The sequence below is a fragment of the Mycobacterium sp. E2989 genome (assembly GCF_001667595.1).
GTDB lineage: Bacteria > Actinomycetota > Actinomycetes > Mycobacteriales > Mycobacteriaceae > Mycobacterium.
The window spans coordinates 17534-35859 of the sequence record NZ_LZJX01000080.1 but is presented as its reverse complement, the minus strand read 5'-3'; the positions used below and the strand labels follow the sequence as shown (position 1 = coordinate 35859).

Sequence of the window (18326 nt, the reverse complement as noted above, 5' to 3'; positions counted from 1 at the left end):
AGGGCTCTTCACCCGCACCAAGCGCACCGCGCAAAAGGTCGCCGACGAACTGGCCGAGCGCGGCTTCAAGGTCGGTGCGGTGCACGGCGACCTGGGGCAGATCGCCCGCGAGAAGGCGCTCAAGGCCTTCCGCAGCGGCGACATCGACGTGCTGGTCGCCACCGACCTTGAAGCCGCGCTCGGCCAGTTCGTCGGCGACCTTTTGCGCGGTGCGCTTGGTGCGGGTGAAGATCATCGTCGCGCCGCGGCCCTCGGCCTGCAGCACCCGGCTCACCAGTTCCACCTTGTCCAGCGCGTGGGCCCGGTAGACGAACTGCTCGGTGGTGTCGTGCGTGGCGGCCGAATGCGGCGCCTCCGCGCGAATGTGGGTGGGCTGGTTCATGAACGTGCGGGCCAGCGTGATGATCGGGCCGGGCATGGTCGCCGAGAAGAGCATGGATTGCCGGTCCTCGGGGATCTGGCGCAGGATGCGCTCGATGTCGGGCAGGAAGCCCAGGTCGAGCATCTCGTCGGCCTCATCGAGTACCAGGACCGACAGCCCGCCCAGCTGCAGGTGGCCCTGCTGGGCCAGGTCGAGCAGCCGGCCGGGGGTGCCCACGACGACGTCGGCGCCGGCGCGCAGCGCCTCGATCTGCGGCTCGTAGGGGCGACCGCCGTAGATCGAGACGACGCTCAGCGGACGGTCGCCATCGGCCTTGAGGTACTTCGCCGCGGTGGCGAGGTCACCGTGGACCTGCAGGCACAGCTCACGGGTGGGCACCACGATCAGGGCCCGGGGGGTGCCGTTGAGCTCCCGCACGCCGGCTCCGGACGTGATGCGGTTCAACAGCGGCACGCCGAAGGCGAAGGTCTTGCCCATGCCGGTCCGGGCCTGGCCGATCAGGTCGTCGCCGGCGAGGGCCAGCGGCAGGGTGAGCTCCTGGATCGCGAAGGGACGCTCGATGCCCTTCTCCGCGAGGGCGCGGACGATTTCGTCGCGAACGCCGAGATTGGCAAAAGTCATTTCAGTTGTGTCGGTGAATGCGCTCATGCGTGGGTAGTAAGCCTTTCGGTGACATATCGGTTTGTGTCGGTGTTTCTCTGTCGCGGTCACGCGCGCACGAGTTCCGACTCCGAATACGTCGCCGAGTCGCGGGCCCCTGCTCGATCTGGGTGGGCCAGCTGTGCACGCACATTTCGCCGATAGCGGCTCGGGAAAAAGAAATACAGCCGCTATCTACATCCATGATAGCTGGTCGACAGCTGGCACCCAGTTGGCGCCGGGTCCGCCGACTAGAGTGTTGCCATGACCCGGCCCTCCTGCGAGCCCTCCGAAGCCGACCTCGAAGCCGACCGGGCGGACGATTCGCCCGCCCCACGGCTGTCGGCCGACCACCCGGGCGTCAACGAGTTGTTCGCGGTCTTGGCCTACGGCGAGATCGCCGCGTTCTACCGGCTAACCGACGAGGCGCGGATGGCTCCTGACCTGCGCGGACGGATTTCGATGGCGAGCATGGCCGCCGCCGAGATGCAGCACTACGAGCTGCTGCGCGACGCGCTGGAAAGCCGGGGCGTCGACGTGGTGTCGGCCATGTCGAAGTACGTCTCGGCGCTGGAGAACTACCACCGGCTGACGATGCCCAGCACGTGGCTGGAGGCCCTGGTGAAGACCTACGTCGGCGACGCGCTGGCCGCCGATCTGTACCTGGAGATCGCCGACGGCCTGCCCGACGAGATCGCCCACGTGGTCCGCGCGGCGCTGTCGGAGACCGGGCACTCACAGTTCGTCGTCGCCGAGGTGCGCGCCGCGGTGACCGCCAGCGGCAAGCAGCGCAGCCGGCTGGCGCTGTGGTCGCGTCGCCTGTTCGGTGAGGCGATCACCCAGGCCCAGTTCCTGCTGGCCGACCACGACGAGCTGGTCGACCTCGTGGTGTCGGGAGCGGGCAGCCTGGGTCAGCTCAGCGCGTTCTTCGACCGGCTGCAGCACACCCACGACCGGCGGATGCAGGAGCTGGGCCTGAGCTGACGACCCATCGGACTCAGCGCCGGCAGGTCGCCAGGCTCGAGTTCGTGGTCGACGCGGCCACCAGCTGACCGGCGGCGTTGACGATCGAGCAGTTGAGCTGGCCGTAGAAGCTGGTCGCGACCACCGACGGGGTTTGCACGCCGGGGTTCAGGATGACCGCCTTGGTCCACGGCAGCGACACGTTGAACTCGGTCTGCGAGTAGCCCTGCCCGTCGGTGTAGACGATGTTCACCAGGTCCAGCAGCTGCTTGGTGCCCGTCACGCTGTAGACGACGGTGCGCGGGTTCAGCGCGGCCGGCGGCGGGGGCGTCAGCGTCAGGGGTGGAGCGGCGGTGGGCGTCGCCGTCGGCAGGGTCGGCGAGGCGCTCGGCGTGGTCACGGTGGTGACCGTCTCGGGTGGCAATTGGGATGGGCTGGGCTGCGCGCTCGGCGGGGCGGAGCTCCTCGTCGTCGCCGGCGCGGACGTCACCGGCTGGGGCGCCGGCGCCACCGTTGCCTTGGTGGTGGCGCTGTCGCCGCTGTTGATGATGACGGCGGTCGCGATCGCGCCGACGGCCACGACGGCGCCCAGGATCGCCGTGAGCGGACGCCAGCGCAGCTCGGCCGGCCAGCCGGTCCAGCTGTAGTCGCCCTCGGGCAAGGCGCCGGCACGGTAAAGCTCATCGGTCTGGTCGTCGGGGTAATCCCGCACCTCGTCGAGATCGGCCAGTGTGGTACCCATGGGGCCGAAGTTAGCGATGAGAAAACACGGATCGGGCTTGGGACCCGGCTCCGAGACGAGCTGCAAGCGAATCGTTATCCGTTCGCGACCGGCGTTTCGCTCAGCGCGAAGCGCGCGGCGGGGGCCGTGGCCGATGCGGGCCCGCACCGTCCACTAGCCTGCAGCTGACAGGTCTGTCGACTTCAATACCAACGGAAAGGGGTGACCGTGGAGGTCAAGATCGGTATTACGGACAGTCCGCGTGAGCTGGTGCTCTCCAGCGCGCAGACGCCGGCCGAAGTCGAAGAGCTCGTCAGCGCCGCGCTGAGCGAGGGATCGGGCCTGCTGAGGCTGACCGACGAGCGGGGACGCCGGTTCCTGGTGCACACCAGCAAGATCGCCTACGTCGAGATCGGTCCGGCCGACGCGCGCCGGGTCGGCTTCGGCATCGGCGCCGAACTGCCCAAACTCACCGGCAAGGGCGCTAAAGGCGAGTAAGCGGCACGTGTGACAGCCCGCCCCAGGCGAACTGGACGGTGCCCTCGACGGCGTCCGCCTTGGAGATCGGGCGGTCGGAGTCGAGCCAGTAGCGGGCGCAGTCGACGCTGACGCCGACCAGCCCCACGGCGATCATCCGGGCGCGATGCGGATCGAGCCCCGAATCCTCGCTGATCAAGGCGAATACGGCGTCGATGCACGATTCGGTGGCGACGCGCACCTGCGCGGCCACCTCCGGCTCGGTGACGTAATCGTTTTCGAAGATCAGCCGGTAACCCTGGCTGTCGTGCTCGATGAAGTCGAAGAACGCCTGGACCGCCGCGTGCAACCGCCTGCGGTTGTCGGTGGTGGTGTTCAACGCCTGCTGCACGCCCGAGACCAGGTTCTCGACGTGCCGGGCGAGCACCGCCAGGTACAGCTCGAGTTTGCTCGAAAAGTGTTGATACAGAACGGGTTTGCTGACACCGGCCCGTTCGGCGATCTCGTCCATGCCGGCGGCGTGGTAGCCGCGATCGACGAAGACGTCGCTGGCGACGATGAGCAGCTGCCCGCGGCGCTCGTCCCGGGGCAACCGGTTGCCGCGCCGGCTCGAAGCCGCGACGCCGTCCCCCGGCCGAGCGCGGTCGGCCGACCTGACGGCGCGCCGCGCCGCGGGTTTGGCGAGTTCGCTCATCGAGTCCTCATCTGATGTGTGGGCAACCGGCCGCCGGCATACTGCGCCAGCCGCGCGCGGCTCGTGGCACAGACCTTACTACCCATGTGGTTCGGTTGATCGGCGTTGCCGCCGTCGTCGCTGGCAGAAGTGGTGTCGTGCGGCGCATTCGGGCGCGCCACGGACGGGCCCGCCGGATGACTGTGTAATCCTGGGGAAATGACGTCCCAGCGGCCTTCACGCGGCACCGGTCGCGTCCCGGTGCTGCGCGACGAGTGGCGCGAACCGCTGCGGGCCCTGCGCGACCCGATCGCCCGCGACGCCGGACGCACCCGCGCCGGCCGGGAGCGGCCGAACCAGTGGCGCAAGCAGACGCGGCTGGGGCGGTTCGTGTCCACCTACGGCTGGCGCGCCTACGCGCTGCCGGCCTTGGTGGCGCTCACCGTGGTGGTCGTCTACCAGACCGTCACCGGCACCACCGTGACCAAGCCGACGGCGAGTCAGCCCATTCAGAGCCCGCAGGCGATCGACGCGGTCGGCACTTCGATCATCGACGCGCCACCGCGTGGGCTTGCCGCATTCGACGCCAACCTGCCGGCCGGGACGCTGCCCGACGGCGGCCCGTTCACCGAGGCGGGCGACAAGACGTGGCACATCGTGCCGGGCACCACGCCGCAGATCGGCCAGGGCACCGTCAAGGTGTTCCGGTACACCGTCGAGGTGGAAAACGGCATCGACCCCACGATGTTCGGCGGCGACGAGGCGTTCGCCGAGATGGTCGACCAGACGCTCGGCAACCCCAAGGGCTGGACGCACAACCCGCAATTCGCGTTCGTCCGGATCGATAACGGCAAGCCCGACTTCCGCATCTCGCTGGTGTCCCCGGTGACGGTGCGAGGTGGCTGCGGCTACGAATTCCGGCTCGAAACCTCCTGCTACAACCCGGTTTACGGGCCGGACCGCGAGTCGCGGGTCTTCATCAACGAGGCCCGCTGGGTGCGTGGAGCCGTGCCGTTCGAGGGTGACGTCGGTTCCTATCGGCAGTACGTGATCAACCACGAGGTGGGGCACGCCATCGGGTACGTCCGCCACGAGCCGTGCGAGCAGCAGGGCGCCCTGGCGCCGGTGATGATGCAGCAGACGTTCTCCACGTCGAACGACGACGCCGCCAAGTTCGACCCGGATTTCGTCAAGGCCGACGGAAAGACCTGCCGGTTCAATCCGTGGCCGTTCCCGATCGCCTGACCGCGGCCAGTTGAATTCATTGCCGTCCACTGCGGCTGCTGCTGTGATGGATATGGACGACGAACCGCAACGCGAGACCGAGGAGATGTTCGGGCGTGTCGAGTTCCCAGACAGCGCTGCCGCCCCTGGTGGCGCCGGCAGACCAGCTGACGCGCGATGAGGTGGCCCGCTACAGCCGCCACCTGATCATCCCCGACCTGGGCGTCGACGGGCAGAAGCGGCTCAAGAACGCGCGCGTGCTGGTGATCGGCGCCGGTGGGCTGGGCGCGCCGACGCTGCTCTACCTGGCCGCGGCGGGCGTCGGGACGCTCGGCATCATCGACTTCGACGTCGTCGACGAGTCCAACCTGCAGCGCCAGATCATCCACGGCGTGGCCGACGTCGGGCGGTCCAAGGCCCGGTCGGCGCGCGAGTCGATCGCCGCGATCAACCCGCTGGTCACCGTGCGGTTGCACGAGTTCCGGCTGGACTCCAGCAACGCCGTCGAGCTGTTCGGGCAGTACGACCTGATCGTGGACGGCACCGACAACTTCGCCACCCGGTATCTCGTCAACGACGCGGCCGTGCTGGCCGGCAAGCCCTACGTGTGGGGGTCGATCTACCGCTTCGAGGGCCAGGCCTCGGTGTTCTGGGAGGACGCCCCCGGCGGGCGGGGCCTCAACTATCGCGACCTGTATCCGGAGCCGCCGCCGCCCGGCACGGTCCCGTCGTGCGCCGAGGGCGGCGTGCTGGGCATCGTCTGCGCGTCCATCGCGTCGGTGATGGGCACCGAGGCGATCAAGCTCATCACCGGCATCGGCGAGTCGCTGCTGGGCCGGCTGCTGATCTACGACGCGCTGGAGATGTCCTACCGCACCATCGCGATCCGCCGGGAACCCGATGACGCCTTGCGACCGAAGATCACCGGGCTGATCGACTACGAGCAGTACTGCGGCGCGGCCCCCGACGACCAGGGCGTCACCGGATCCGCGATCACCCCGCGGGAATTGCGCGACATGCTGGACTCGGGCAAGAAGCTGGCGCTGATCGACGTCCGCGAGCCGGTCGAATGGGAGATCAACCACATCGACGGGGCCCGGCTGATCCCGCAGTCGTCGATCAATTCCGGTGAGGGCCTGGCAAAACTGCCGCACGACCGCACGCCGGTGCTCTACTGCAAGACGGGGGTGCGCTCGGCCGAGGCGCTGGCGGTGGTGCGCAAGGCCGGATTCGCCGATGCGGTGCATCTGCAGGGCGGGATCGTGGCGTGGGCGCAGCAGATGCAACCCGACATGGTGATGTACTGACCCGGAACGCTTGTTGGACTCGTTTAGAGTACCGGTGTGAATGTCGAGCCACCGCCGGAGCATGTGCTGGCGGCGTTTGGCTTGACCGGCGTGCAGCCCGTCTATCTGGGGGCCAGCTGGGAGGGCGGCTGGCGCTGCGGCGAAGTCGTTCTTTCGCTGGTGGCCGACCACGCCCGGGCGGCATGGTCGGCCCGGGTGCGCGAGACGTTGTTCGTCGACGGCGTCCGGCTGGCCCGACCGGTCCGCTCGACGGACGGGCGGTACGTGGTTTCCGGGTGGCGGGCGGACACCTTCGTCGCGGGCACACCCGAACCCCGGCATGACGAAGTGGTCTCGGCGGCGGTGCGGCTGCACGAGGCGACCGGCAAACTGGAACGCCCCCGATTCCTGACCCAGGGCCCCACCGCGCCCTGGGGAGACGTGGACATCTTCATCGCCGCCGACCGCGCCGCGTGGGAGGAGCGGCCGCTGGCCTCGGTGCCGCCGGGCGCCCGGACGGCCCCGCCGACGGCCGACGCCGAGCGGTCGGTGGAGCTGATCAACCAGCTGGCCACGCTGCGCAGGCCGACCAAGAGTCCCAACCAGCTGGTGCACGGGGACCTTTACGGCACAGTGCTTTTCGTCGGCACCGCCGCCCCGGGGATCACCGACATCACCCCCTACTGGCGGCCCGCGTCGTGGGCGGCCGGGGTCGTCGTCGTCGACGCCCTGTCCTGGGGCGAGGCCGACGACGGACTCATCGAACGCTGGAGTGCGTTGCCCGAGTGGCCGCAGATGTTGTTGCGCGCCTTGATGTTTCGCCTGGCGGTCCATGCGCTGCACCCGCGGTCGACGGCCGAGGCGTTTCCCGGCCTCGCCCGCACCGCGGCGCTGGTCCGCCTGGTGCTCTAGCGCCGGAAGTCGTAGCGGACCTCACCCAGCGCGATCTTGCCGTCGGTGGCCAGGATCCCCTCGGCCCGCAGCAGCTCCAGCTGCCGGGTGGTCAGATGACGCGCGGGGCGCCCCGAGGCGGTGATCACCCGGTGCCAGGGCAGGTCCGAGGAGTCGGTCCGCATGATCCAGCCGACGATGCGCGGGCTGGAAAGCCCTGCGACAGAGGCGATGTCGCCGTAGGTGGCGACCCGGCCGGCCGGAATGGCCGCGACCAGCGCGCGCACCCGCTCGACCTGCTCGTCGGTCACCGGCGCCACGATCAGCGGGCTTCCAGCAATTCGCGCGTCAGCGCGGCGACGTCGGCCGCCGCGGCGTAGGGCACCATGTGGTTGCAGTCGAAATCCAGCAGCCGGAAGTCGGACCCCAACCGTTGCTGCAGCGCCGCGACGAGTTCGTCGCGGACATACGGCGGCGAGGTGCGCTTCGCGCGCACCAGCACCGTCGGCGTCCCGGCCGGGGGGAGCACCGCGTCGCGGGCCAGCTCGCTCCAGTACGCCATCATCGCCGGCAGGCTGACGCGCCAGCCGTACCGGCCGCTCGGCAGCGCGATCAGGTGCTCGTCGAGCTCGGCGTCCAGCAGCGCGGGGTCGACGTCGGACCACGACCCGTGCACCTTCTCCAGGCGCGCCTCCTGCGCGTCGGGGTAGTCGGGCGAGGACAGCATCGCCTCGGCGATCTCGCGCATCCACTCGCCGTCCAATCCGACCGCCGGGTCCAGCAGCAGCAGCGCCGCCACCCGGTCCGGGCGCGCCGCGGCCAGCTGCATGGCGAGCGCCCCGCCGAACGAGTGCCCGACGATCAACACCGGCGGGCCGGCTTCGCCGTCGAGCAGCGCGGCCATGGCGGCGACGTTGGCGTCGATGGTCCACGGCGCCGCCCACGACGACCGGCCATGGCCGATCAGATCCGGTGCAGCGAAGGGGATTTCGGGCAGCAGGCCGGCCAGCTGCTGCCAGCGCTGCCCGTGGCCGGTCAGCCCGTGCAGCGCCAGCACCCGGACCGGATTCGGCGGGCCGTAGCGGTGCACGTGGAGGGTGGCGGTCACGGGTCGATCGTGCCGGCTCAGCGGTCGTCGTCCCAGTCGTCCTCGGTGGGAACGACGTAGGCCTGCTCGATCACGTCGGCCTCGTTGGCCTCCCGGTCGGCGGCGGTCAGATAGTCGATGTCCAAGCCGGCTTCGTCGTCGGCGTCGACGGGTTGCAGTTGTTCCGCGGCGTCGCCCTCGGGCGCTTCGTCGTCGGGAAAGTCCGTCACGGTTACCTACCCTCCATTGGTCGGCTGCTCGCGGCTCCATCGTAGGGGCCGGCGGCGCCGCCGGTCGGGCCGACTTGTCGGACCCTGGTGGTTGCATGCAGCCATGTCGTTCACCTGGGACACCGAGGCGTTGGCTCTGCTGGCGCCCGGCGCGCGCGGGCCGGTCCGGGTGCTGGGCGGCCCCGGCACGGGCAAGAGCAGCCGGTTGGTGGCGGCCGCGGTCACCCAGATCGACGCCGGCCTCGACCCGGAATCGGTTCTGCTGCTTAGCGGTTCCGGCCGGCTGGGGATGCGGGCGCGCAGCGCGTTGACGACGGCGCTGTTGCGGCCGCGCAGCGCCGGGCCGTGCCGGGCCGCCGTTCGCGAACCGTTGGTTCGGACCGTGCACGGCTACGCCTACGCGGTGTTGCGGCGGGCCGCCGAGCGGGCCGGGGATGCGCCGCCGCGGCTGGTCACCAGCGCCGAGCAGGACGCCATCATCCGGGAACTGCTGGCCGGTGACCTCGAGGACGGGCCGCGCGCGGCCGCGGCGTGGCCCGCGGATCTGCGGCCCGCGCTGGCCACCGCGGGTTTCGCCACCGAACTGCGAAACCTGTTGGCGCGCTGCGCCGAACGCGGGGTGGACCCGCAGGAACTGGAGCGGCTGGGCCGTCGGTGCCGGCGACCGGAATGGACCGCCGCCGGCCAGTTTGCCCGCCAGTACGAGCAGGTGATGCTGCTGCGGGCGGCGGTGGGGACGGCGGCACCCCAGGCGACGACGCCCGCGCTGGGCGCCGCCGAACTGGTGGGCGCCGCGCTGGAGGCCTTCGCGACGGACCCCGAGCTGTTGGCCGCCGAGCGGGGCCGGGTGCGTGTCCTGTTGGTCGACGACGCCCAGCAGCTCGACCCGCAGGCGGCCCGACTCGTCCGGGTGCTGGCGGCGGGCGCCGAGCTGGCCGTCATCGCGGGCGACCCCAACCAGGCGGTGTTCGGCTTCCGCGGCGGCGAATCCGCCGGGCTGTTGGACGAGGACTCGCCCTCGGTGACGCTGACGGTGTCGCACCGCTGCGCCCCCGCGGTGGCGCGCGCCGTCAGCGGCATCGCGCACCGACTGCCCGGCGGCAGCGGCGGCAGGCGCATCGAGGGCACCGGGCCCGAGGAGGGATCGGTCGCGGTCCGCCTGGCCGCATCGGCGCACGCGGAGGCGGAGGTGATCGCCGACGCGCTGCGGCGTGCGCACCTGGTCGACGGTGTGCCGTGGTCACAGATGGCGGTCATCGTCCGGTCGGTGCCACGGGCCGGCGCGCGATTGCCGCGCGCGCTGGCCGCCGCGGGCGTGCCGGTGGCCCCGCCGGCGGCGGGCGGGTCGCCGTCCGACGAGCCCGCGGCCCGGGCGCTGCTCACCGTCCTGTCGGTCACCGCCGACGGGCTCGACGGCGAACGGGCGCTGGCGCTGCTAACAGGCCCGATCGGGCGCGTCGACCCGGTCGCGCTGCGGCAGCTGCGCCGAACGCTGCTGCGCGCCAACGCCGATCGCCCGTCGGACGACGTGGCGGATCTGTTGGTGGACGCGCTGACCGGTGACGCACCGCCGGCGGGGCCGCAGTTCCGCCCGGTGCAGCGGGTGCGCGCGGTGCTGGAGGCGGCCGCGCGCTGCCACCGGGACGGCCAAGACCCGCGCTACACCTTGTGGGCCGCGTGGCAGCGGTCCGGCCTGCAGCGCCGCTGGTTGTCGGCCGCCGAGCGGGGCGGGCCCGCCGGCGCCCAGGCCACCCGGGACCTGGAGGCGGTGACGGCGTTGTTCGACATCACCGATCAGTACGTGTCCCGCACCTCGGGCGCGTCGCTGCGCGGGCTCGTCGACCACGTTGGCGCGCTGCACCTGCCGAGCGCACAACAGGAGCCGATGGCGGCCGTCGAGCAGGTGCGGGTGCTCAGCGCGCACGCCGCCCTGGGGCACGAATGGGACGTCGTGGTCATCGCCGGGGTGCAGGAGGGGTTGTGGCCCAACACGGTTCCGCGCGGCGGCGTGCTGGGCACCCAGCGGCTGCTGGACGTGCTGGACGGCGTCGCCGAGGAGGCGTCGGTGCGAGCTCCGCTGCTGGCCGAGGAGCGACGGCTGCTGGTGGCGGCCATGGGCCGCGCCCGCCGCCGACTGCTGGTGACCGCCGTGGACAGCGACGCGGGCGCTGCGGACGACCAGGCCGCGCTGCCGTCGTCGTTCTGCTACGAGCTCGCGGCGTGGACCGACGACGGCGATCTCGCTGCGGCGCAACCGCTCTCGGCGCCCCGGGTGCTGTCCGCGCCGGCCCTGGTGGGCCGGCTGCGCGCCGTGGTGTGCGCGCCCGACGGCGCGGTCGAGGACGCCGTCCGGGCATGCGCGGCAACGCAATTGGCGCGGCTGGCCCAGGCCGGCGTCCCGGGCGCCGATCCGGCCGGCTGGCACGGCCTGCTTCCGGTCAGCACCACCGAGCCGCTGCGCGGCGACGGCGATGCCGTCACCCTGACGCCGTCCACGCTGCAGACGCTCAACGACTGCCCGCTGCGCTGGCTGGCCGAACGGCACGGGGGCACCAACCCGCGGGATCTGCGTTCCACCATCGGTTCGGTGCTGCACGCCCTGGTCGCCGAACCGCACAGCAGCGAGCCGGAATTGCTGGCCGGCCTGAACCGCGCGTGGCGGCACCTGCCGTTCGAGGCCGAGTGGCATTCGGCCAACGAGCTGGCGCGCCACCGCGCGATGATCGAGGCGTTCATCGAATGGCGGGCGCAGACCCGCGACGCGCTGACCGAGGTCGGCGTCGAGGTGGAGATCGACGGAACGCTGGCGGCGTCCGGCGAGGGCGGAGGCGAGATCCGGCTGCACGGCCGGGTCGACCGGCTGGAGCGCGATGCCGCCGGCCGGCTGGTGGTCGTCGACATCAAGACCGGCAAGACGCCGGTCAGCAAGGACGATGCCCAACAACACGCCCAGTTGGCGCTGTATCAGCTGGCGGTGGCCGAAGGCATGGTGTCCGGTGAGCCGGCCGACGCGGAGCCGGGCGGCGCGCGGCTGGTCTATGTCGGCAAGGCCGGGGCGTCGGGCGCCACGGAACGCGAACAGGATCCGCTGACGCCGGCCGCCCGCGAGGAATGGCGCCAGCTGGTCCGCCGCGCGGCGGCCGCGACCGCCGGGCCGCGGTTCATCGCCCGGCGCAACGACGGTTGCGCGCACTGTCCCGTCCGGCCCTCGTGCCCCGCCCACGCCAACGGGGTGGCGCAGTGAATCCGCGCTACAGCCCGGGCGAATTGGCTTGCGCGCTGGGGCTTTTCCCGCCGACCGACGAGCAGGCCGCGGTCATCGCGGCCCCGCCCGGGCCTTTGGTCGTCATCGCGGGCGCCGGCGCCGGCAAGACCGAAACGATGGCGGCCCGGGTGGTGTGGCTCGTCGCCAACGGTTACGCCGAACCCGGCCAGGTGTTGGGGTTGACGTTCACCCGCAAGGCCGCCGGTCAGCTGCTGCGCCGGGTCCGGTCCCGGCTGGCGCGGTTGGCGGGTGTCGGCCTCGGCGCCGGGGAGCCCGCGGGCGCCCCGGCGGTCAGCACCTACCACGCGTTCGCCGGTTCGTTGATCCGCGACTACGGGCTGCTGTTGCCCATCGAGCCCGACACCCGGCTGCTCGGCGAGACCGAGCTGTGGCAGCTGGCGTTCGACGTGGTGTGCCGTCACCGCGGGGAGCTGCGCACCGACAAGACCCCGGCCGCGGTGACGTCGATGGTGCTGCGGTTGTGGGCCCAGCTGGCCGAACACCTGGTGGACACCCGCCAGCTCGGCGATACCCACGTGGAGCTGGAGCGGCTGATCCACGCCCTGCCGGCCGGCCCCTATCAGCGCGACCGCGGGCCCAGCCAATGGCTGCTGCGCCTGCTGGCCACCCAGACCCAGCGCGCCGAGCTGGTGCCGCTGCTCGACGCCCTGAACGAGCGCATGCGCGCCGCGAAGGCGATGGACTTCGGCGTGCAGATGGCCTGTGCCGCAAGGCTGGCGGCGGGCTTCCCGCAGGTCGGCCAAGACCTGCGCGGCCGCTACCGGGTGGTGCTGCTCGACGAGTACCAGGACACCGGGCACGCCCAACGGGTCGCGCTGTCGGCCCTGTTCGGCGGTGGTGTCGACGACGGGCTGGCCCTGACGGCCGTCGGCGACCCGATTCAGTCGATCTACGGCTGGCGCGGCGCCTCCGCGACGAACCTGCCGCGCTTCACCACCGACTTCCCCCTGTGCGACGGCTCGCCCGCGCCGGTCCTGGAGCTGCGGACCAGCTGGCGCAACCCGCCGCGAACCCTGCGGCTGGCCAACGCGATATCGGCGGAGGCGCGCCGCCGGTCGGTCGCCGTGCACGCGCTGCGGCCGCGCCCGGACGCCCCGCCCGGCACCGTCCGGTGCGCCCTGCTCCACGACGTGCAGGCCGAGCGGGAGTGGATCGCCGACGAACTCGCCGCGCGATACCGGCGGGCCGACGGGACGAGCCCGCCGACGGCCGCGGTGCTGGTGCGCCGCAACGCCGATGCCGCCCCCATAGCCGATGCCCTGCGCGCCCGGGGCGTCCCGGTGGAGGTCGTCGGGTTGGCCGGGCTGCTGTCGGTCCCGGAGGTCGCCGACGTGGTCGCCATGCTGCGACTCGTCGCCGACCCGACCGCGGGCGCGGCGGCGATGCGGGTGCTCACGGGTCCGCGGTGGCGCCTGGGCGGTCGCGACATCGCCGCGCTGTGGCGACGCGCCCGCACACTCGGCGAGGGGCTGGGTGCGGCTGCGGCGTCCTCGCCGGAATCGATCGCGGCCGCCGCCGGCCCGGACACCGACTCGGCGTGCCTGGCCGACGCCATCGCCGATCCTGGCCCGGCCGACGGGTACTCGGCGGCGGGATATCGGCGCGTGACCGCCCTGGCCGCCGAATTACGTTATCTGCGTGGCCAGTTGGGCCACTCCCTGCCCGACCTGGTGGCCGAGGTGCGCCGCGTGCTGGGCGTCGACTGCGACGTCCGCGCCGCGGCGGGAGTGCACGCGGGTTGGAGCGGCACCGAACACCTCGACGCCTTCGCCGACGTCGTCGCCGGCTACGCCGAACGCGCCGACGCCACCGTGACCGACCGCACGGCCTCGGTGGCGGGCCTGCTGGCGTACCTGGAGGTGGCGGAGTCCGTCGAAAACGGCTTGCCGCCGGCGCCGTTGGCGCCCGCGCGCGACCGCGTCCAGGTGCTGACGGTGCACTCCGCGAAGGGGTTGGAGTGGCAGGTGGTGGCGGTGGCCCACCTGTCGGGCGGAATCTTTCCGTCGACCGCGTCCCGGAGCACCTGGCTCACCGACGCGTCCGAGTTGCCGCCGCTGCTGCGGGGCGACAGTGCCGGCGCGCTGGGCGTCCCGGTGCTGGACACCTCGGACGTCACCAATCGAAAGCAGCTGTCCGACAAGATCTCCGAGCATCGCCGCCAGCTGGACCAGCGGCGCATCGACGAGGAGCGCCGGCTGCTGTACGTCGCCATCACCCGGGCCGAGGACACCCTGCTGGTGTCGGGTCACCACTGGGGGGCCACCGGGATGAAACCGCGCGGCCCCTCCGACTTTCTGTGCGAGATCAAGGACGTCATCGACCGTTCGGCCGCGGCCGGGGAGCCCTGCGGGGTGGTGGATCAGTGGGCGCCCGCACCGGCGGACGGCGACCGGAATCCGTTGCGCGACAACGTGGTAGAGGCGATGTGGCCGGCCGATCCGTTGACCGCGAGGCGCGCCGAGGTCGAGCGCGGCGCGGCGCTGGTGGCCCGGGCGATGGCGGGCGACGCGGTCGCCGACGGCGCCGACATCGAGGGCTGGGCCGCCGACGTCGACGCCCTGCTCGCCGAGCGCGCGCGGCTGGCGCAGCCGCCCACCGCCGCGCTGCCCGGCCAGCTGTCGGTCAGCGGTCTGGTGGACCTGGCACGCGACCCCGCGGGCGCCGCGCAGCGGCTGAGGCATCGGCTGCCGACCCGACCGGATCCGCACGCGTTGCTGGGCAACGCCTTTCACGCCTGGGTGCAGCGGTTCTACGGGGCAGAGGGTCTGTTCGACCTCGCGGACCTGCCCGGCGCGGCGGACTCCGACGTCGGCGACACCCGGGAATTGGCGGCGTTGCAGGCGGCCTTCACCGCATCGCCGTGGGCGGCCCGCACACCGATCGCCGTCGAGGTGCCCTTCGAAATGCCGATCGGCGACACGCTGGTCCGGGGCCGCATCGACGCGGTCTTCGCCGACCCCGACGGCGGCGCCACCGTCGTCGACTGGAAGACGGGCGAACCGCCGAGGGGGCCGGAAGCCATGCGCCAGGCGGCCGTCCAGCTCGCCGTCTACCGCCTGGCGTGGGCCGCGTTGTCCGGCGTCGAGGAGTCGTCGGTGCGCACGGCCTTCTATTACGTGCGTGCCCGCACCACGATCGCCCCGGACGATCTGCCCGCGCCCGCCGAACTGGCCGGATTGCTGGCGGGCTCCGCCGCCGGCTGACCTGCGCTGCCCGAGTACGGGCGGGGCGATCGTGGTTACATGGAGTCGTGCCTCTCACCTGCGCCGGCGTCGAGCCGATGACGGACCGCCGTGCGCAACGGTAGGTCCCGGCAACTGAGCGGTCTGGACGAAACGCTCACCGCCCAGCGAGGCCACCAGTTGGTCGGCGTGGTGCGCATCCCCGAGGATCACGCCAGCCCCATTCGCGTCATCACCCGCCGCGTCGCCATCGCGCTGGTGGTGTTGTTCGCCGCGGCAGTCATCGTCTACGCGGACCGCAACGGATATCGCGACGTGCGGGGCCAGCCGCTGACCTTCCTGGACTGCGTGTACTTCTCGGCGGTGTCCCTGTCGACGACCGGTTACGGCGACATCACCCCGTACACCGAAACCGCGCGGTTGGTGCACACGTTGATCTTCACCGCGCTGCGGATCGCGTTCCTGGCCGTGCTGGTCGGCACGACCCTCGAAGTGCTCTCCGAGCGGTCCCGGCAAGGGTGGAAGATTCAGCGTTGGAGGAGCAGAGTGCGCAACCACACGATCGTGATCGGCTACGGCACCAAGGGCAAAACGGCGGTGGCCGCGATCCTCAGCGACGAGGCCGCCCAGGGCGAGGTCGTCGTCGTCGACACCGAGCGCAGCACCCTCGAGCACGCCGCGAGCGCCGGCCTGGTGACGGTGCATGGCGACGCCACCAAGGCCGACGTGCTGCGGCTGGCGGGGGCGCAGCACGCGGCGTCGATCATCGTCGCCACCAGCCGCGACGACACCGCGGTGCTGGTCACGTTGACGGCGCGGGAGCTCGCGCCCAACGCCAAGATCGTGGCCTCGATCCGGGAGACCGAAAACCAGCACCTGTTGCAGCAATCCGGCGCGGACTCGGTGGTGGTCTCGTCGGCGACCGCGGGTCGGCTGCTCGGGCTCGCCACCACCACGCCCAGCGTGGTGGAGATGATCGAGGACCTGCTGACCCCCGACCTGGGGCTGGCGATCGCCGAGCGCGAGGTGGAGCCGACCGAGGTCGGCGGTTCCCCGCGGCACCTGCGCGACATCGTGCTCGGCGTGGTGCGCGACGGCCACCTGCTGCGCATCGGCGCGCCCGAGGTGGACGCGGTCGAGGCCAACGACCGGCTGCTCTACATCCGCCACGCGGGGCACTGATGGCGATCGCGAGCGCGGCGGAGCCGGGCGAAGCGGGTCGCCATCAATCGGGTCCCATTCCGATCGCGAGCGCGGCGGAGCCGGGCGAAGCGGGTCGCCATCAATCGGGTCCCATTCCGATCGCCGACTTTCGGCTGCGGGACGTCCCGCTGCTGTCGCGCGTCGGCGCCGACCGGGCCGACCAACTGCGCACCGACGTCGAGGCGGCCGCGGCCGGGTGGGCCGACGCGGCGCTGTTGCGGGTGGACAAGCGCAACCAGGTGCTCGTCGCCGACGGCCGCGTGGTGCTCGGCGCCGCGGCCGAGCTGGCCGACAAGCCGCCGCCCGACGCGGTGTTCTTGGGGCGCCTCGCCGATGACCGCCACGTGTGGGCCATCCGCGGCGCGCTCGAGGCGCCGGCGGACCCGGACGTGCGCGCCGAGGTGGTGAACCTGCGCGGCCTCGGCGCGATCCTCGACGACACCAGCGGCCAGCTGGTGTCCTCGGCGCTCGCGCTGCTCAATTGGCACGACTCGGCGCGGTTCAGCTCGGTCGACGGGTCACCGACCCGGCCGGCGCGGGCGGGCTGGGCGCGGGTCAATCCGGTCACCGGTCACGAGGAGTTCCCGCGCATCGACCCGGCGGTGATCTGCCTGGTCCACGACGGCGGGGACCGCGCGGTGCTGGCGCGTCAGGCCGTCTGGCCGGAGCGAATGTTCTCGCTGCTGGCCGGATTCGTCGAGGCCGGCGAGTCGTTCGAGGCCTGCGTCGCGCGCGAAATCCGCGAGGAGATCGGGCTCACCGTCCGCGACGTGCGCTACCTGGGCAGCCAGCCGTGGCCGTTCCCGCGCTCGCTCATGGTCGGCTTCCACGCCGTGGCGGACCCGGCCGAGGAGTTCTCCTTCAACGACGGGGAGATCGCCGAGGCGGCGTGGTTCACCCGCGACGAGGTGCGCACCGCGCTGGCGGCCGGTGACTGGTCCAGCACGGCGGAGTCGAAACTGCTGCTGCCCGGGTCGATCTCGATCGCCCGCGTGATCATCGAATCCTGGGCCCAGATCGACTGACCGGCGCTACTTGATGCGGTCCGTCACCGTCTGCAGGACGGTGTTGGCGATCTGCTCGGTGGGTTCGATGCCCAGCACGCCGACGGACACCAGCACCGCGGATTTCACCGTGTAGAGGTGGATCCAGCCGTCGGAGCCGAGCTTCAGGGTCGCGGTGTCCGGCTTGTTCAACGCGAAGTCGTAGGCGGTGTGGTGCAGGGACACACACTGGTCCAGCGTCGCGTGCAGCTGGTTGAGGGCGCCGTGCGCGGCGGCCGCGTCGGGGTAGACGACGACGGCGTTGGTCACCTCGTTGATCGGCGCGATGCCGCCCGGCCTCAGGTCGTCGGTCGAACCGGCGTAGGCGACCGAACGATACTCTTTCCAGCCGCCCGCGAACGTGAGGTCCGTGGCCCCCACGGCTCGGCATGGGGCCGGCGGGTTGCCGACGGTCTCCCGCGGCGGGTCGTGCCGGTCGGCGTATGAATACGGTTGCAGCCCTTCAAAATTGGCGATCCGGCGCGCGTCTTGAAGGCTGATGATCAGCGAATTGGCGTAGGCGTGTTCGGTGGGGGTCGCCGCGGTGCCGCCCGGCGAGTGCGAGCACGCCGACGCGACGGCGACCGTGGCCGCGGCTGTGCCGATCACGCACAGACGCCACAGAGACCGAAAACTCGACGCCATGGTCGCTTATGTTAGGGCCGCTCCCGGCGGCAGACGGGGCACTTGGTCAACGTCGGCGCGTTCGGGGCCGACGGCTCAGGCGCCGGCTTGGGCCAGCTTCGCCTTGACTTCGGCCGCGCTCGGGTTGGTCAGCGTCGACCCGTCGGCGAACTTCACCGTCGGAACCGTCCGGTTGCCGCCGTTTACCGAACCCACGAACTCCGCCGCCGCGGGGTCCTGTTCGATGTCGACCGTCTCGTAAGCGATTCCGTTGGACTTCAGCACGGTCATCAGGCGGTGGCAGTAGCCACACCAGGATGTCGTGTAGACGGTGATCGGCGCGTTGCTCATAGCTCGTAAACGTAGCCGGGCGGAGCTGTGTTCCGCCCCGCGGGCACCCACCCATTCGGCGACA

General features: G+C 71.8%; 16 protein-coding genes and 2 pseudogenes. 10 read left to right on the top strand and 8 right to left on the bottom strand.

The window, feature by feature from the left end; translation table 11 throughout:
• Window positions 1-49: 49 nt before the first annotated feature.
• Window positions 50-109 (top strand): annotated as a pseudogene (locus A5680_RS26295) (hypothetical protein); the annotation flags it as partial.
• Between the two features lie 51 nt (window positions 110-160).
• Here A5680_RS26295 and A5680_RS14565 read toward each other — a convergent pair.
• Window positions 161-1030 (bottom strand): annotated as a pseudogene (locus tag A5680_RS14565) (DEAD/DEAH box helicase); the annotation flags it as partial.
• 255 nt (window positions 1031-1285) lie between these two features.
• Here A5680_RS14565 and A5680_RS14560 point away from each other — a divergent pair.
• Complete coding sequence (locus tag A5680_RS14560) at window positions 1286-2005, top strand: ferritin-like fold-containing protein (RefSeq protein ID WP_055399014.1); 720 nt, start codon at window positions 1286-1288, stop codon at window positions 2003-2005.
• Between the two features lie 13 nt (window positions 2006-2018).
• On the opposite strand, the gene A5680_RS14555 is transcribed toward A5680_RS14560, so the two are convergent.
• Window positions 2019-2726, bottom strand: a complete 708-nt coding sequence (locus A5680_RS14555) for an MmpS family transport accessory protein (RefSeq protein WP_067820402.1) — start codon at window positions 2724-2726, stop codon at window positions 2019-2021.
• A 207-nt stretch (window positions 2727-2933) separates the two neighbouring features.
• On the opposite strand from A5680_RS14555, the gene A5680_RS14550 reads away from it, so the two are divergent.
• Window positions 2934-3203: a DUF3107 domain-containing protein gene (locus A5680_RS14550; protein ID WP_067820414.1), complete on the top strand. Its 270-nt coding sequence runs from the start codon at window positions 2934-2936 to the stop codon at window positions 3201-3203.
• Here the strand turns inward: A5680_RS14550 and A5680_RS14545 are convergent.
• A complete protein-coding gene (locus A5680_RS14545) occupies window positions 3190-3876 on the bottom strand; it encodes a TetR/AcrR family transcriptional regulator (protein ID WP_067820400.1) in 687 nt (228 codons plus the stop codon). The genes A5680_RS14550 and A5680_RS14545 overlap by 14 nt on opposite strands.
• A gap of 198 nt (window positions 3877-4074) precedes the next feature.
• On the opposite strand from A5680_RS14545, the gene A5680_RS14540 reads away from it, so the two are divergent.
• The 3 genes from A5680_RS14540 (at window position 4075) to A5680_RS14530 (ending at window position 7277) form a co-directional block, all read left to right on the top strand.
• Window positions 4075-5100, top strand: a complete 1026-nt coding sequence (locus A5680_RS14540; protein ID WP_055399008.1) for a DUF3152 domain-containing protein — start codon at window positions 4075-4077, stop codon at window positions 5098-5100.
• 95 nt (window positions 5101-5195) lie between these two features.
• Window positions 5196-6386 carry an adenylyltransferase/sulfurtransferase MoeZ gene (moeZ, locus tag A5680_RS14535; protein WP_067820394.1) on the top strand — a complete coding sequence of 397 codons (1191 nt, stop codon included), beginning with the start codon at window positions 5196-5198 and terminating at the stop codon, window positions 6384-6386.
• A gap of 36 nt (window positions 6387-6422) precedes the next feature.
• Complete coding sequence (locus A5680_RS14530; RefSeq protein WP_055399004.1) at window positions 6423-7277, top strand: TIGR02569 family protein; 855 nt, start codon at window positions 6423-6425, stop codon at window positions 7275-7277.
• Here A5680_RS14530 and A5680_RS14525 read toward each other — a convergent pair.
• Genes A5680_RS14525 through A5680_RS14515 form a run of 3 tightly spaced genes read right to left on the bottom strand, consistent with a single transcriptional unit; the run spans window position 7274 to window position 8573 of the window.
• Window positions 7274-7576, bottom strand: a complete 303-nt coding sequence (locus A5680_RS14525) for an MGMT family protein (protein WP_067820391.1) — start codon at window positions 7574-7576, stop codon at window positions 7274-7276. The two genes, A5680_RS14530 and A5680_RS14525, sit on opposite strands and share 4 nt — an antisense overlap.
• A gap of 2 nt (window positions 7577-7578) precedes the next feature.
• Entirely contained in the window at window positions 7579-8364 is a 786-nt protein-coding gene (locus A5680_RS14520; protein ID WP_067820388.1) for an alpha/beta fold hydrolase, read from the bottom strand.
• Between the two features lie 17 nt (window positions 8365-8381).
• Window positions 8382-8573: a hypothetical protein gene (locus A5680_RS14515; RefSeq protein WP_067820385.1), complete on the bottom strand. Its 192-nt coding sequence runs from the start codon at window positions 8571-8573 to the stop codon at window positions 8382-8384.
• Between the two features lie 103 nt (window positions 8574-8676).
• Between A5680_RS14515 and A5680_RS14510 the strand changes: the two genes are divergently transcribed.
• The 4 genes from A5680_RS14510 (at window position 8677) to nudC (ending at window position 17269) form a co-directional block, all read left to right on the top strand.
• Window positions 8677-11817, top strand: a complete 3141-nt coding sequence (locus A5680_RS14510) for an ATP-dependent DNA helicase (RefSeq protein ID WP_067820382.1) — start codon at window positions 8677-8679, stop codon at window positions 11815-11817.
• On the top strand, window positions 11784-15062 hold the full coding sequence (locus A5680_RS14505; protein WP_369817940.1) for an ATP-dependent helicase: 3279 nt from the start codon (window positions 11784-11786) through the stop codon (window positions 15060-15062). Before A5680_RS14510 ends, A5680_RS14505 begins: the two co-directional genes overlap by 34 nt.
• Window positions 15063-15152: 90 nt before the next feature.
• Entirely contained in the window at window positions 15153-16223 is a 1071-nt protein-coding gene (locus A5680_RS14500) for a TrkA family potassium uptake protein (RefSeq protein WP_055398994.1), read from the top strand.
• A gap of 113 nt (window positions 16224-16336) precedes the next feature.
• Window positions 16337-17269, top strand: coding sequence for an NAD(+) diphosphatase (gene nudC, locus A5680_RS14495; RefSeq protein WP_067820411.1), 933 nt, complete (start codon window positions 16337-16339; stop codon window positions 17267-17269).
• Window positions 17270-17275: 6 nt separating this feature from the next.
• Here the strand turns inward: nudC and A5680_RS14490 are convergent, their stop codons facing one another.
• Together A5680_RS14490 and mrx1 are read right to left on the bottom strand one after the other, a co-directional pair.
• Entirely contained in the window at window positions 17276-17896 is a 621-nt protein-coding gene (locus tag A5680_RS14490; protein WP_055398992.1) for a sensor domain-containing protein, read from the bottom strand.
• A gap of 111 nt (window positions 17897-18007) precedes the next feature.
• Entirely contained in the window at window positions 18008-18262 is a 255-nt protein-coding gene (gene mrx1, locus A5680_RS14485) for a mycoredoxin Mrx1 (RefSeq protein ID WP_055398990.1), read from the bottom strand.
• Window positions 18263-18326: the final 64 nt, after the last annotated feature.